A 12,731-nucleotide genomic window follows, 5' to 3' on the forward strand; every position below is an offset into this window, starting at 1 on the left:
TATCGATCCATTGTGATCGTTCGGAGTCCAGTTCGTATTTCCTGTGGCGCTTTCCCATCGTGCGCCATCTGGCATTATTATGACGATACTGGCCTGGATGGCCAATTTTGTCGACGATTCGCAGGGAGGTCACGTCATGTTCGCCACCGAGATTCGGTATACAGGTTTTCATCGCGGCGCCTGGGTCCTGGGGATCTGGCTGGCACTGGCCGGACCCGCCATGGCCCAGGCGGAAGCCCCCGCGTCGCCGCAAAGCGGTCAGCCATTGAGCGAACGTCTGGCCGAGGCTTCCTCCCAATTGCGCAATCTCTATGCGGTGCGTGACGACCGCCCGATCTGGCGCGACGGTGATACCGTGGACGCCCTGATCGAGTCGCTGAAGGGGCTGGATGCCGATGGCCTCTCGCCGAGCGATTATCGCCCCGACGAGCTTCAGGCGGCCTCCCGGTCGGCGCTCATGGAGGGTGCCAGCAGGGACGCAAGGGCTCGCTTCGAGGTACGGGCCAGCCGTACTCTGCTGGCGGCCCTGACGCATCTGCAGCGCGGCAAGGTCGACCCGCATCGCATCGATGATGACTGGGACCTGTCCATCGAGCCACCCTCGCTTGATCTGGCCGCCATCTCGCAAGCACTGGATGCAGGCAAGGTATCCGCGGCGATCGACCTGGCACGTCCGCCCTACGAGCCCTATGACCAGTTGCGCGAGGGTCTGGCCCGCTATCGGGATATCGAGCGCCAGGGGGGCTGGCCGGCGCTGATGAGCCTCGAGGAGCCGTTGCGCCCCGGTGATACCAGCGAGGGCGTGACCGCTTTGCGCGAGCGACTGGCGGCGATCGGCAACACCCAGGTCGTGGCAGCCGACGAGGGCTATTATCCGGCCGTCGAGCTGCGCGCGCCCGAGCCGCGGGTCTATGACCAGGCTCTGGTCGATGCCGTGAAGCGTTTTCAGCGTCATCACCTCCTGGCCGACGATGGGGTGGTGGGGCCACGCACACTCGATGCCCTGAACATGAGTGTCGACCGCCGCATCGATCAGATTCGCGCCAACATGGAGCGTGCCCGCTGGCTGTTGCACGGGCTGCCGGAGTCCTTCGTGCTGGTCGACATCGCCGGCTATGACCTGCGCTACTTCCGCCCCAACGGCGATACCTGGCGGTCAAGAATCGTGGTCGGACAGCCTTACCGGCGGACCCCGTCGCTGCGCTCCGAAATAACCCATCTGACCGTCAACCCGACCTGGACGGTGCCACCGACCATCATGCGTGAAGATGTGTTGCCCGAGGTGCGGCGCAATCTCGATTATCTGGAGCGCAAGAACCTCTCGGTATTGAGTCCTTCAGGGGAGGGACTGGATCCGGAGAACGTCGACTGGTCGAACCCCGGCGGGGTGATGCTGCGTCAGCAGGCCGGGCCGAACAATCCCCTCGGGCAACTGGTGGTGCGCTTCCCCAATGATCACATGGTCTATCTGCATGACACGCCGTCGCGGGGCCTCTTCAACCGTTCGCAACGGGCGCTCAGCTCCGGCTGTATCCGCGTGGAGGGCGTGCTGGAACTGGCGCAACTGTTGTTCGACGATACGGGGACCGAGGCCGATGCCCGACGCCTGATCGCCGATGGCAAGACCCGCAATGTGCTGTTGAAGCGCCACGTGCCGGTGGTACTGCACTACTGGACCGTGCAGCCGGAACCGGATGGCGAACTGGCCTTCCGGCCGGATATCTATGATCGCGATGATGCGCTGATCGACGCGCTGGATCGTTCCGTGGCGCTTTGAGGCATCGACTGCCTGCCATCGCCGTCCTGCGTCAGGGCCGATACGAGCCAGTCCTTGATCTGAGCGGCAGCGGGACTGATCGGCGGATGGCGGCGATGTTCGGCACGCGTTACATGGCCACGCTGTATGGCGTGGTGTTTCTCGGCCATCAGTTCGGCAGTTTCTGGGGGGTGTGGCTGGGAGGATGGCTGTTCGAGGCCACCGGCAGCTACGCCGGCCTCTGGTGGACCGGCGTGGTACTTGGTGTGGTGGCAGTGGTGCTGCACTGGCCGATTCGTGAAGCCCCGGTCGAGTCCGCCGGCATGGCGCCGGCGAACTGACCGAGACTCTCTCAGGTACGTTTCGCCTCGGCAGCCTCCTTGGCGCGATCCTTGTCCTTGAAGGCCACCAGGAAGAGCAGCAGGACGGCGAGGGCGAAGAGCGCAGGGAACAGCCAGATGCCTTGCCAGTCATGACCGCTGGCGGTGGCGTAGTGGTCGGTGACCAGGCCGGCGACCCAGAAGCCGATCAGCATGCCGACCCCGTAGGTGGCCAGCGTGATCATGCCCTGGGCGGCACTCTGGAAGCGTTCGCCGGCGCGTGCATCGGTATAGATCTGTCCCGAGACGAAGAAGAAGTCGTAGCAGACGCCGTGCAGGGCGATGCCGATCAGCAGCAGGTAGACGCCTTCACCGGCATCGCCGACCGCGAAGAGGGCATAACGCACCGCCCAGGCCAGCATGCCGACGATCAGCGTGATCTTGATGCCGAAGCGGTGGATGAAGATCGGCAGCAGCAGCATGAACAGGACTTCCGAGACCTGTCCCAGGGTCATCTTGCCGGTGGGGTTGGCCACGCCGATCTCCGCCAGGAAGGGGTTGGCGTTCTGGTAGTAGAAGGCCAGCGGAATGCAGATCAGCACCGAGGCGATAAAGAAGATCGCGTAGTTGCGGTCATTGAGCAATTGAAGGGCATCGAGTCCGAGGATTTCCTTCAGGCCGCCCTTGCGGGTGTCCGCTCGGGGTGGTGTGGCCGGCAGGGTAAAGCAGTAGATGCCCAGAGCCAGCGAGGCGATGGCGCACATCAGGAAGGTGTTGCGCAGGGCGCCGCCGGCGATGGCCTCGGCGCCGTCCCAGGAGAACAGGTAGCTGATTGCCAGGCCGGCGAGAATCCAGCCGATGGTACCCCAGACCCGAATCCTGGCGAATTCCTGCGAGGGGTCGCGCATCTGGCGGAAGGAGACCGAGTTCACCAACGCCAGGGTGGGCATGTAGAGGATCATGTAGACCAGGACCAGCGGGTAGAAGGACGCGAAGTCCTGTGAGCGGTACAGGGCGAACATCAGGGCGGCACCGGCCAGGTGCAGCACGCCGAGGATGCGCTCGGCGTTGAAGTAGCGATCGGCGATCAGGCCGATGATGAAGGGCGCGATGATCGCGCCCCATGACTGGGTGGAGAAGGCCATGCCGATCTGGCCTCCACTGGCGTCCAGGTTCTGGGAGAGAAAGGTGCCCAGGGTGACGAACCAGCCGCCCCAGATGAAGAACTGCAGAAACATCATGATGCCGAGCCGTGTGCGTAGCATGGCGAACCCTCGTTATTGTGTGGTGGGTGTCAGTGCGTTTCGTCGAGCCCCAGCAGGCGTCGGTTGCGCCCCGGGTCCGAGCCGGTATCGGCGAAGTCGTCGAAGGCCTTGTCGGCACGCTGGATCAGGTGACGGGCGATGAAGGGCGCGCCCTCGGCGGCCCCCTGGGCGGCGTCCTTGAGACAGCATTCCCATTCGAGTACTGCCCAGCCGTCGTAGCCGTACTGAGTGAGCCGGGAGAAGATGCCCTTGAAGTCGACCTGGCCATCGCCCAGTGAACGGAAACGGCCGGGGCGGTCGACCCATCCCTGATATCCGCCATAGACCCCGCTGCGGGCGCTGGGCGTGAACTCTGCATCCTTGACGTGGAACATGCCGATCCGCTCGTGGTAGCGATCGATGAAGCCCAGGTAGTCGAGTTGCTGCAGCACCATGTGGCTGGGGTCGAAGAGGATCTTCGCCCGGGGATGACCGTCCACGGCATCGAGGAATCGCTCGAAGGTGGCGCCGTCGTGCAGGTCTTCGCCCGGGTGAATCTCGAAGCACAGGTCGACGCCTTGCTCGTCGAAGACATCGAGGATCGGCCGCCAACGACGGGCCAGTTCGGCGAAACCGTCCTCGATCAGCCCCGACGGCCGTTGCGGCCAGGGATAGAAGTAGGGCCACAGCAGGGCGCCGGAGAAGGTGCCGTGTGCGTTCAGCCCCAGGCGACGGCTGGCGCGGGCGGCGAGCTTGAGTTGCGCCTCGGCCCAGTGCCGGCGTGCGTCGGGTCGCCCATGCAGGTGCGCGGGTGCGAAACCGTCGAAGAGTTCATCGAAGGCGGGATGCACGGCCACCAGCTGTCCCTGGAGATGGGTGGAGAGCTCGCTGATCGCCACACCGGCCTCGGCGCAGCGTCCGATCAGCTCGTCGCAGTAATCCTGACTGTCGGCGGCGAGTTCGAGGTCGATCAGGCGTGGGTCGACCGTCGGCATCTGGACGCCGCGATAGCCGAGTGAGGCGGCCCAGCGGGTGATCGTGTCGAGATCATCGAAAGGCGGGTGATCGTCGAGGAACTGGGCGAGAAAGAGTGCCGGCCCCTTGATGCCGTCGTCGTGTGTGCGCGTCATGTCGTTGTCTCCGCGTCATCCCGCTGGGGGGCGTCATCGAGCGATGTCCACTTGGCAGTGCTGGCCTGGCTTTTCAGCAGGGCCTCGATGAAGGCCATGCCACGCAGGCCCTCGGCCATGCCGGGGACGCCCGCGGCGGCACCGTGCTCGCCACGCCGGACGGCGTCGGCGAAGTCGCGATAGAGGTTGGCCAGGGCTTCCAGATAGCCCTCGGGATGGCCACCGGGCAGGCGCAGGCGCTCCAGGGCCTCCGGTGCCAGGCCGGGCTGGTCGATCCCCGCGCGCAGCACGCGCATGGGCTCGTCGAGGCGCCGGTGGACCAGGGTGTTGGGCTCCATCTGTTGCCATTCCAGCGCGCCGCGATCGCCATACAGGCGAATCTTCAGGGCATTCTCCTCGCCGGTGCAGACCTGGCTGGCCATCAGGGTGCCGCTGGCGCCTTCGGCGGTGCGGAACAGGGCGTCGCCGTCATCGTCCAGGCGCCGTTGTTCGCCGTGAGTGCCGAGGGCGGCGCAGAGCTCGGTGACGTGGTGTCCCGAGATGAACTCGGCGAGACCGAAGGCGTGAGTGCCGATGTCGGCCATGCATCCGCTGGCACCGGCGATGTCGGGATCGGTGCGCCATCCCGCCTGCTTGTTGCCGGTGCCCTCGAGGTTGGTGCCGAGCCAGCCCTGGGGATATTCGACGTGAATCTTGCGCAGGCGGCCGAGCTCGCCATCGCGCACCAGGCGGCGTGCCTGCCAGACCATGGGGTAGCCGAGATAGGTGTGGGCGAGGCCGTAGAGGCCCGCGCCCGCATCGAGCGTGGTGGCGAGCTGGCGTGCTTCCGCCAGGGTGGTCGCTGCCGGCTTCTCGCAGAAGACATGGAAGCCCGCCTCGAGCGCGGCCTGGCTGATGGGCACGTGCAGGTGATTGGGCGTGACCACGACCAGCATGTCCATGCGCTGGTCATCGGGGAGCCGGTGTTCGCCGTCGATCAGTGCTTGCCAATCGGGGTAGAGGCGTCGTGTCGACAGGCCGCAGGCCTCGCCGGTGCGGGCGTTGTTGTCGGGGTCGCGGCTGAAGCTGGCGCAGACCAGTTCCAGCTCGCCATCCAGAGCGGCGGCCAGGCGATGCACTCGTCCGATGAAGGCGCCTTCGCCGCCACCGATCATGCCCATGCGCACGCGTCGTTTCGTCGTTGCCATTCGTCCTCCACAGGAATGCGGCCGAACTCGTGTCGAGTCGGTTCGATGCATGAATGTAACCGGTTACATTTTGCTGAAAACTAGCCCGTGAATCGTATGGGTTCAATGAGACTTAGGTCTTGTACGAAAAGTCGGCGAGGGCAGACACTTTTCGTAAAGACCCTCGGTCGCAAGGGCGAGAGCGGGCACAACGGTGAGCCCGGTGCAACGATGCAGTAGACTGGCTGCATGGCGACGCCGAGTTGTCCGATGAGATCGAGGAGGTTCACAGCCAGGCATGACCAATATACGCAAGGTGGCCGAACTGGCCGGGGTTTCGGTGGCGACGGTGTCGCGTACCTTGAAGACGCCCGACATCGTGTCGCCGGGAACCCGCGACAGGGTGCTGGCCGCCGTCGAGCAGGCCGGTTACCGGCCGAATCTCATGGCGGTGCAATTCCGGTCACAACGGACCCGTAACCTGGTGGTGCTGGTGCCGACCATCGCCAATACCTTCTTTGCCCGGGTGATCGGTGGCATCCAGGAAATGGCGCAGCGGCGGGGATACGGGATCCTGCTGTGCAACACCCTCGGCGACGAACGTGCCGAGCGAGCCTATGCCGGCATGGTGTCGACCCGTCAGGCTGATGGCCTCATCCAGTTGCGTGCCTATGACCCCTTCACGGCATCGAACGGCAAGACGCGACCGCCGATGGTCAACGCCTGTGAAGTGCTCGACGAGGCGCCGTGTCCCACCGTCAAGCTCGACAACCGAGCCGCTGCCCGGGCGGTGACCGAGCATCTGCTGGCACTGGGGCATCGCCGTATCGGCATGATCAAGGGGCCACGCAACAGCCCCTTGACCCGGGATCGTCTACTGGGCTTTCAGGATGCCCTGGCGGCCGCCGGCCTGACGCCGGACGAAAGCCTGTGGTGTCCCGGCGACTTCACTCCACCTTCGGGCCATCGGGCGGCCGGCGATCTGCTGTCGCGAGCGGATCCGCCCACGGCAATCTTCTGCGAGAACGATGAAATGGCCATGGGCGCCATGCGGCGCATCAGGGAGGCAGGATTGCGGGTGCCCGAAGATATCTCGGTGGCAGGGTTCGACGATATCGCCTTCGCTTCCTTCTGTGATCCCTCCCTGACGACCATCGCCCAGCCCGCCGAGGAATTCGGCCGCGAGGCCGTGTCCCTGTTGCTCGATATCATCGATGACCGGGATGACGCCGCGGACCAGCATCGCATCATGCCCTTCGAACTGGTGGTGCGTGAGAGTACGGGGCCGGCCAGCTGACCCGGGGAACACGTCGCCGCGGGACCGATGGAGGATATCGGTCCCGCTTGATCATGCTCCTTCATGCCGAGTCGGCGTGGTGGCGCGCCTGGCGCTCGGTCAGAGCACGGCCAGCATCTTCCTTGAGCGGAAGGTGCGAGGCCCGCTCGAGCTCTCTCCGATCGAGGCCGATATCGGCCAGTATCCGGTCATCGTGGACCAGCAGGTTGGCGATCTGGCGACGGAAACGCCGACGGCGTTGCCACTGGCGTACGCGGCCGACGATCCAGCCTTCCAGCGCGTCGATCAGCCCCAGCGGCGGCATGGCCGGCATGTAGAACGTCGGCAACGGGTTGCGCGGCCGCTCGTCGCCGTCTTCGACATGCGGTGGAACTTCGCTGCCGGACGCATGACGTGTGTCGCGGCATTGCGGTGTTGGATGCAGTGTGTGGAAAGCGTTCATGACAGCACCTCTCGTGTGTGCCCCTTTTACGGGACATGGGCCGATGGAAAGATTCCAGGAGTCGCGACCTCGGTGCTCAGGATGGTATGAAGAGTTTGTTCAATCCAACGAAAAGGTCTACATTCACGATTCAGAAATTCTGAAAGGTGATATGCCATGGACACCGCACCCGCTACCTCGCGTCCCACGGCCTTGCCGCTGCTCGACAGCGATGTCCTGCGTTCCTTCGTCGCCATTGCCGAGAGCGGCAGCTTCACGCGGGCGGCCAATCATGTCTTCCGTACGCCGTCCGCGCTCAGCATGCAGATCAAGCGCCTCGAGGGGACGCTGGGACAGGCCTTGTTCGTCCGAGAAGCACGTCATGTGCGATTGACGCCCGAGGGAGAGATGTTGCTGGGCTACAGTCGCCGGCTGCTGCGGCTCAACGAAGAGGCCGTGACGCAGTTCCTGACGCCTGCTCTGGAAGGCACCGTGTGCTTCGGTACCCCCGACGATGTGGGGTCGCGCATCCTGCCCCGGGTACTGTCGCAGTTTGCGCGTTCGCATCCCGCCGTGCAGGTGGACGTCGTGGTCGGTCGCAGCGTCGATCTGCTGGAACGCCTGGACAAGGGCGAGCTCGACCTGGTGCTGGTCACGGCAGGAAGCGAAGGACTTCCCGCCGACCGTGGCGAAGTCGTGCACACCGAGCCCCTGGTCTGGGCGGGACGCGACGGCGGCGTGGCGATAGATCGCTCGCCGCTACCGCTGGCGATGGCCAACCACGGTTGTGCCTGGCGACGCATGGCCCTGTCGGTGCTGGACGATGCCGGCCTGGCGTATCGCATTGCCTATATCAGCGAGAACTGTGCCGGTCAGGAGGCCGCGCTACTGGCGGATCTTGCCGTGGCGCCCCTGCCGCGCAATCTGGTTCGGGCGCCGTTGAACATTCTCGGCGACGAGTCGGGCCTGCCGCCGCTGGGCGACTACCGCATTCTGTTGTTGCGTTCCGGCCGGGCCGGCGAAGCCTCGGAGGTGCTGGCCGGGCATGTGGTCGATACGTTCCGGGGTATGCGTTAGGGAAACACTGCTTAAATGTCTGCGCGTGCAAATCGCTGTGTTGCGCGGTGCTCGAAAGCTCGCCTAACTGACTGTTATGTCTCGCTTTCTGTGCTCCGTGCGCCTTGCGATTCACTACGCTCGCCAATTTATGCAGCGTTTCCTTGGTCGTCTACATGAAATACGAGCCAGAATGCAGCTCGAAGCTCGAAGCTCGAAGCTCGAAGCTCGAAGCTCGAAGCTCGAAGCTCGAAGCTCGCCGCGGCATCTGTCGAATCCGGGGCCCGCCAGACGACTCAAGGCTGAATGACCACAAGAAAGGAGAGGGCATCATGAAATATCTATGTCTGGTCTACAGTGACGAGGAGCTGCTTCACAGTCTGCCGGAGAGTCCCAGGGATGAGGAGTGTCTGGCCTATGCCGAGAGCGTCCAGAGTAGCGGTCGCCTGATCGCCGGCGAAGCCCTGGCCCCGGTGCAGACCGCGACCACCGTGCGCGTGCGTACCGGCAAGACGACTGTCACCGATGGTCCCTTCGCCGAGACCAAGGAGCAGCTGGCGGGCTTCTACATGGTGGAAGCGCGGGACCTGAACGAGGCGTTGAACATCGCGGCCGGCATTCCGGCGGCTCGGGTGGGCAGCATTGAAGTGCGCCCGGTGCGTGAGCTGGATGTGCCGGCAAGGCCGGCGGCCGCCGGCGATCCTCGATGAGGAGGTCATGACCATGCGCATGAATGCCTATCTGATGTTCGATGGCGACTGCGAGGCCGCCTTTACCTTCTATGCCGAGTGCTTCGGGGGCCGCATCGAGGCGATGGAGCGTTATGGCAACGGCCCGCAGTGCGATGGCGAGATGTCCTTCGACCCCGACAAGATCATGCATGCCCGGCTGGTGGCGGATGACTGGGTGTTGATGGGTTCGGATTGTCCTCCCGCTTATATGCAGATGCCACAGGGGTTCTCGGTGGCCGTGCATGTCGATGACGTCGAGGAGGCCGAGCGCCTTTTCAATGTCCTGTCCGCCGGGGGCGAGGTCGGCATGCCGCTGCAACAGACTCACTGGGCCCTATCCTTTGGCATGCTGGTCGACCGCTTCGGCACGCCCTGGATGATCAATTGCGAGGCGAATGCCTGAAAAGAGGGCGGAGGTGGACATGAGCGCCCGGGTGCATGCACTGGTCGAGCGGACTTACCGGCATGAATCGCGTCGTGTGCTGGCTACCCTGATCCGGCGGCTGGGAGATTTCGACCTTGCCGAGGAGGCCCTGCACGATGCCTTCATGGCGGCAGTGGATCAGTGGCCGCGGGAGGGCATTCCTGACAATCCGCGTGCCTGGCTGGTCACCGCTGGGCGTTTCAAGGCCATCGACCGCTTGCGTCGACGGGCCCGCTTCGATACGTCGCTGGAGAAACTGGCGGAGCGGCTCGACGAGGCGCCTCCGGGCAGGGGGGATCCCGCCGATGTCGATGCCGTGGAGGACGACCGGTTACGGCTGATCTTTACCTGCTGTCATCCCGCCTTGACGGCATCCGCTCGGGTGGCACTCACCCTTCGCGAAGTCTGTGGCTTGACCACCGAACAGATCGCCCACGCCTTTCTGACTCGGCCCGCCACCGTGGCGCAGCGTATCGTGCGGGCCAAGGCCAAGATCCGGGATGCCGGTATTCCCTATCAAGTGCCCGAGGCCTCCGAGCTGTCGGAACGCCTGGAAAGCGTGCTGAGCGTGATCTATCTGGTGTTCAATGAAGGCTATACCGCGTCGGTGGGGGACCGGATGACATGCGGCGAGCTTGCCGAGGAGAGCATACGGCTGGGCCGCCTGCTGCTGGACTTGCTGCCGGACCCCGAAGTCATGGGGTTGCTGGCGCTGATGCTGCTGCACGAAGCGCGACGCGTGTCGCGCACCAGCGTGGCCGGTGAGCCAGTGTTGCTGGCCGATCAGGATCGATGTCTCTGGGACCGAGCCATGATCGACGAGGGGCAGACACTGATCGAGCGAGCCTTCGCTACCGGGGAGGTGGGGCCCTATACCCTTCAGGCGGCCATCGTCGCCGAGCATGCCGGCGCGGCCAGTGCCGAGCAGACCGACTGGTCGCGTATCGTCGGGCTCTATGATGTGCTGCTCCAGGCCTCGCCGTCGCCCATCGTCGAACTCAACCGCGCCGTGGCCGTCGCCATGCGCGATGGGCCTGAAGCGGGACTGGCGCTGGTCGACGCGCTATTGGCCAGCGGCGAGCTGGCCGACTATCGACTGGCCCATGCTGCGCGCGCCGACCTGTGCCACCGGCTCGGCGACGACGAGCGCGCACGGATTGCCTATCGGCAGGCACTGCATCTCAGCGAACAGTTGCCGGAACGAGCCTTCCTCGAGCGGCGACTGGCGGAGTTGGGCGACATCACTGTCCCGGAAACGACGACGCCCCACCCTGAGGAAGAGGGTGGGGCGTCGCGGTCATAGGGCGTCGTGGGAGGGCGGCGCGTCAGCCTTCGTCGTCCTCGTCGTCATTTTCGCCATCGGTTTGTGCACTGGCCACCACCGTGCCGGTCTGGCCGCTCTCGAGGGCGGCGAGTACCGGCTCGGCTTGGCGCTTGAAGCTTGCCAGGGCCTCACCGCTCAAGCTGCCGCCTTCAGGCAGCGCGACCTTCATGGCATTGACCTGGCTGTTGTCGACCAGGATCTCGTAGTGCAGGTGCGGCCCCGTGCTGCGCCCGGTATTGCCGGACAAGGCGATACGATCGCCCATGGTGACACGGTCCCCGCGACTGACCAGGGGCCGCGAGAGATGCAGGTAGCGCGTCTTGTAGCCATTATCGTGACGAATGACGATGTAGCGACCCGCCGCCGGGTGATTGCCGACCTTCTCGACGCGACCATTGGCCGGTGCCTGAACCTCCGTGCCGGTGGGCATGGCGAAATCGGTTCCCTTGTGGGGACTGATGCGACCGGTCACCGGATGATGGCGCTGGGGATTGAAGGGCGAACTGATGCGATACTGGCCGTCGAACGGGTAACGGTTGAACGAGGGATTGAGACTGACACCGTCGGGCGTGTAGAACTGGTTGTCCTGGGCGTTTCGGAGCAGCGTCAGGTCCATGCGAGAACCGTCATACTTGACCGCCAGGATACGCGGATCGAGGCTCTGGCCGTCGATGGTGTCGGATTCCACCAGTACCTCGAAACGATCGCCGCGACGAGTGTCGCGGCGAAAGTCGAGTTTCTTTTCCAGCACATGGGAGAGTTCGGCCACCTCGGCGCTGGTCAGACCGGTGGCCTGTGCCGAGCGGGCGAAGCTGCCGCTGATGGTGCCGGCGTAGAGGCGTTGGGTCGATTCTCCGGCACGCTCGATGGTCGATACGTCGGTGCCGTCGTCGCCGCGTTTGACCAGGTAACCGTCGCGCGGGTTGCTCATGATGCGTAGCGCGGAGAGCGTGCCCTCGGCATCGAGTTGATACTCGAAGCGACTACCGACATTCCAGCGAGTCAGCAGTTCAGGCTCCGGCATTTCATCCAGCAGGGCCATGACGTCGCTGTAACCCATGCCGAAACGGTCCTGCGCCAGGACGGTGAACGTATCGCCGGACTGGACCGTATAGGTACGCCATTCGGGCACGAAGGGCTCGTTGGCGGCAATTTCTTCCTCGAGGATGATCGGGCCTTCATCGAACAGCTCGAGTTCGGCCTCGCTGACATCTTCGTAGGAGGTGGCATCCGCCATCAGGCGCTTGTCGGATGCCAGCATGCCACTGGCGATCGTGCCGAGCACGACGGCGATATGACGAGCGGCCTCGTCGATATGCGGCATCGGCTCGGTGTCGGGGGTATCGGTCGTCGAAGCGAGGGCATCGCGGCTGGCCTGGGCGGCGTCGATGACGTCGATGTCGACGACTTCGCTGGCGGTCAACTGCGAGAGCGGCACGTGTTCGCGAGTGGCGTCCACGGCACGTGAGGCGACATCGATTGCCTTGGAAACGGGGGCGCGATCCAGGGTCAGAGAAGGGACACCGGGGCTCGTGTCGGGTTCGAGAGGGACGAGCAGGGTGTCGGTCCGTGTCGTGTCATGCTCGTATCGGGTGTCTTCCAGGGTGGAGACGATCTTGTGAGCGCCCAGCACGGTAACCATGGTGGCAACGGGTAACAACAGCAACTTGTGCGTGCGGGGCAGCGAATGGAGGATTCGCATCATGAATTTGGGCCGTCGTGACTGAATGAATAAACGTAAATGACATATAAAAAGGCACAGGAACCATAACGCATGAGGCGGGGAGTGCCTAGTCTATACATTTATACAGTACACGGCCGTCTCGCCCCGCCGTCAGGCGGGGCGAGCAGCTTGAGCGAAG

General features: G+C 64.4%; 12 protein-coding genes. 7 read left to right on the plus strand and 5 right to left on the minus strand.

Translation table 11 applies throughout. From position 1 onward, the window contains the following. Window positions 1-136: 136 nt before the first annotated feature. Both LU493_RS02260 and LU493_RS02265 read left to right on the plus strand, forming a co-directional pair. Window positions 137-1,777: a L,D-transpeptidase family protein gene (locus LU493_RS02260; protein ID WP_275286154.1), complete on the plus strand. Its 1,641-nt coding sequence runs from the start codon at window positions 137-139 to the stop codon at window positions 1,775-1,777. A gap of 95 nt (window positions 1,778-1,872) precedes the next feature. Next, window positions 1,873-2,097: a hypothetical protein gene (locus LU493_RS02265; RefSeq protein ID WP_275286155.1), complete on the plus strand. Its 225-nt coding sequence runs from the start codon at window positions 1,873-1,875 to the stop codon at window positions 2,095-2,097. Window positions 2,098-2,108: 11 nt separating this feature from the next. On the opposite strand, the gene LU493_RS02270 is transcribed toward LU493_RS02265, so the two are convergent. Genes LU493_RS02270 through LU493_RS02280 form a run of 3 tightly spaced genes read right to left on the minus strand, consistent with a single transcriptional unit; the run spans window position 2,109 to window position 5,637 of the window. After that, window positions 2,109-3,341 carry a nucleoside permease gene (locus LU493_RS02270; RefSeq protein WP_275286156.1) on the minus strand — a complete coding sequence of 411 codons (1,233 nt, stop codon included), beginning with the start codon at window positions 3,339-3,341 and terminating at the stop codon, window positions 2,109-2,111. Between the two features lie 29 nt (window positions 3,342-3,370). Beyond that, window positions 3,371-4,450, minus strand: a complete 1,080-nt coding sequence (locus tag LU493_RS02275) for a sugar phosphate isomerase/epimerase family protein (RefSeq protein ID WP_275286157.1) — start codon at window positions 4,448-4,450, stop codon at window positions 3,371-3,373. Then, window positions 4,447-5,637: a Gfo/Idh/MocA family protein gene (locus LU493_RS02280; protein ID WP_275286158.1), complete on the minus strand. Its 1,191-nt coding sequence runs from the start codon at window positions 5,635-5,637 to the stop codon at window positions 4,447-4,449. Before LU493_RS02280 ends, LU493_RS02275 begins: the two co-directional genes overlap by 4 nt. Before the next feature lie 277 nt (window positions 5,638-5,914). Between LU493_RS02280 and LU493_RS02285 the strand changes: the two genes are divergently transcribed. Next, a complete protein-coding gene (locus LU493_RS02285) occupies window positions 5,915-6,913 on the plus strand; it encodes a LacI family DNA-binding transcriptional regulator (protein WP_275286159.1) in 999 nt (332 codons plus the stop codon). Window positions 6,914-6,974: 61 nt separating this feature from the next. On the opposite strand, the gene LU493_RS02290 is transcribed toward LU493_RS02285, so the two are convergent. Then, window positions 6,975-7,355: a DUF1127 domain-containing protein gene (locus LU493_RS02290; RefSeq protein WP_275286160.1), complete on the minus strand. Its 381-nt coding sequence runs from the start codon at window positions 7,353-7,355 to the stop codon at window positions 6,975-6,977. Window positions 7,356-7,511: 156 nt separating this feature from the next. Between LU493_RS02290 and LU493_RS02295 the strand changes: the two genes are divergently transcribed. The 4 genes from LU493_RS02295 (at window position 7,512) to LU493_RS02310 (ending at window position 10,848) form a co-directional block, all read left to right on the plus strand. Further along, complete coding sequence (locus LU493_RS02295; protein ID WP_275286161.1) at window positions 7,512-8,411, plus strand: LysR family transcriptional regulator; 900 nt, start codon at window positions 7,512-7,514, stop codon at window positions 8,409-8,411. Window positions 8,412-8,722: 311 nt separating this feature from the next. Then, the gene (locus LU493_RS02300; RefSeq protein WP_275286162.1) at window positions 8,723-9,100 is read left to right on the plus strand and encodes a YciI family protein; all 378 of its coding nucleotides are present in this window, start codon (window positions 8,723-8,725) and stop codon (window positions 9,098-9,100) included. A 7-nt stretch (window positions 9,101-9,107) separates the two neighbouring features. After that, window positions 9,108-9,524 carry a VOC family protein gene (locus tag LU493_RS02305; RefSeq protein WP_275286163.1) on the plus strand — a complete coding sequence of 139 codons (417 nt, stop codon included), beginning with the start codon at window positions 9,108-9,110 and terminating at the stop codon, window positions 9,522-9,524. Between the two features lie 19 nt (window positions 9,525-9,543). Beyond that, complete coding sequence (locus LU493_RS02310) at window positions 9,544-10,848, plus strand: RNA polymerase sigma factor (protein WP_275286164.1); 1,305 nt, start codon at window positions 9,544-9,546, stop codon at window positions 10,846-10,848. Window positions 10,849-10,870: 22 nt separating this feature from the next. Here the strand turns inward: LU493_RS02310 and LU493_RS02315 are convergent, their stop codons facing one another. Beyond that, window positions 10,871-12,574: a peptidoglycan DD-metalloendopeptidase family protein gene (locus tag LU493_RS02315; protein ID WP_275286165.1), complete on the minus strand. Its 1,704-nt coding sequence runs from the start codon at window positions 12,572-12,574 to the stop codon at window positions 10,871-10,873. Window positions 12,575-12,731 lie beyond the last annotated feature (157 nt).

Origin of the sequence: Halomonas elongata (genome assembly GCF_029081005.1) — a bacterium.
GTDB classification, from domain to species: domain Bacteria; phylum Pseudomonadota; class Gammaproteobacteria; order Pseudomonadales; family Halomonadaceae; genus Halomonas; species Halomonas elongata_B.

Coding starts and splice junctions, on each gene's coding strand:
- LU493_RS02260 (WP_275286154.1), top strand. CDS start 137: ATGTTCGCCACCGAGATTCGGTATACAGGTTTTCATCGCGGCGCCTGG.
- LU493_RS02265 (WP_275286155.1), top strand. CDS start 1,873: ATGTTCGGCACGCGTTACATGGCCACGCTGTATGGCGTGGTGTTTCTC.
- LU493_RS02270 (WP_275286156.1), bottom strand. CDS start 3,341: ATGCTACGCACACGGCTCGGCATCATGATGTTTCTGCAGTTCTTCATC.
- LU493_RS02275 (WP_275286157.1), bottom strand. CDS start 4,450: ATGACGCGCACACACGACGACGGCATCAAGGGGCCGGCACTCTTTCTC.
- LU493_RS02280 (WP_275286158.1), bottom strand. CDS start 5,637: ATGGCAACGACGAAACGACGCGTGCGCATGGGCATGATCGGTGGCGGC.
- LU493_RS02285 (WP_275286159.1), top strand. CDS start 5,915: ATGACCAATATACGCAAGGTGGCCGAACTGGCCGGGGTTTCGGTGGCG.
- LU493_RS02290 (WP_275286160.1), bottom strand. CDS start 7,355: ATGAACGCTTTCCACACACTGCATCCAACACCGCAATGCCGCGACACA.
- LU493_RS02295 (WP_275286161.1), top strand. CDS start 7,512: ATGGACACCGCACCCGCTACCTCGCGTCCCACGGCCTTGCCGCTGCTC.
- LU493_RS02300 (WP_275286162.1), top strand. CDS start 8,723: ATGAAATATCTATGTCTGGTCTACAGTGACGAGGAGCTGCTTCACAGT.
- LU493_RS02305 (WP_275286163.1), top strand. CDS start 9,108: ATGACCATGCGCATGAATGCCTATCTGATGTTCGATGGCGACTGCGAG.
- LU493_RS02310 (WP_275286164.1), top strand. CDS start 9,544: ATGAGCGCCCGGGTGCATGCACTGGTCGAGCGGACTTACCGGCATGAA.
- LU493_RS02315 (WP_275286165.1), bottom strand. CDS start 12,574: ATGATGCGAATCCTCCATTCGCTGCCCCGCACGCACAAGTTGCTGTTG.